Annotated in this window: 1 protein-coding gene; it reads right to left on the bottom strand. The window is 36.9% G+C overall.

Annotation, left to right across the window (positions count from 1 at the left end; translation table 11 throughout):
* A partial coding sequence (locus AB3I12_RS13425; protein ID WP_002322396.1) for an IS6-like element IS1216 family transposase occupies window positions 1–587 on the bottom strand: 587 nt, incomplete at its 3' end.
* Window positions 588–594: the final 7 nt, after the last annotated feature.

The raw sequence follows: 594 nt of genomic DNA, 5'->3' as shown, positions 1-594 counted from the left end.
ATGGCTTCCATGCCTTTAATCGTGGTAGAGGCAGTGCGTAAACTTCGATAGAATTTATTGCGTCTCTTTACTGGACGATGGTCTTGTTCAATCAAATTATTCAGGTATTTAATGGTACGATGTTCTGTCCCTTGATAAAAGCCGTATTCTTTTAGTTTCTTAAAGGCACTTGTAATAGAGGGGGCTTTATCTGTGACTACAACCTTCGGTTCATCAAACTGCTTCACTAACCGCTTAAGAAAAGCATAGGCTGCTTGTGTGTCCCGTTTTTTACGTAACCAAATATCCAAGGTTAAACCATCTGCATCGATGGCTCGATACAAATAATGCCATTTTCCTTTAATTTTGATGTACGTTTCATCCATTTTCCATGAATAAAAGGATTTTTTATTTTTCTTTTTCCAAATTTGATAGAGTAGTTTGCCATATTCTTGCACCCAACGATAAATCGTCGTATGAGAAACGTTAATGCCACGATCATATAAGATTTCTTGAACTTCACGATAGCTAAGGTTATAACGAAGATAGTAGCCCACGGCTACAATAATCACATCCTGCTGAAATTGCTTTCCTTTAAAATGATTCATCGTCATT

The organism is Enterococcus sp. C65 (assembly GCF_040887165.1).
In the GTDB taxonomy this organism is placed as follows: Bacteria; Bacillota; Bacilli; order Lactobacillales; family Enterococcaceae; genus Enterococcus_B; species Enterococcus_B hirae.
Note: the sequence above shows the minus strand (reverse complement) of the source record. Positions and strands in the feature narration are given on the sequence as shown.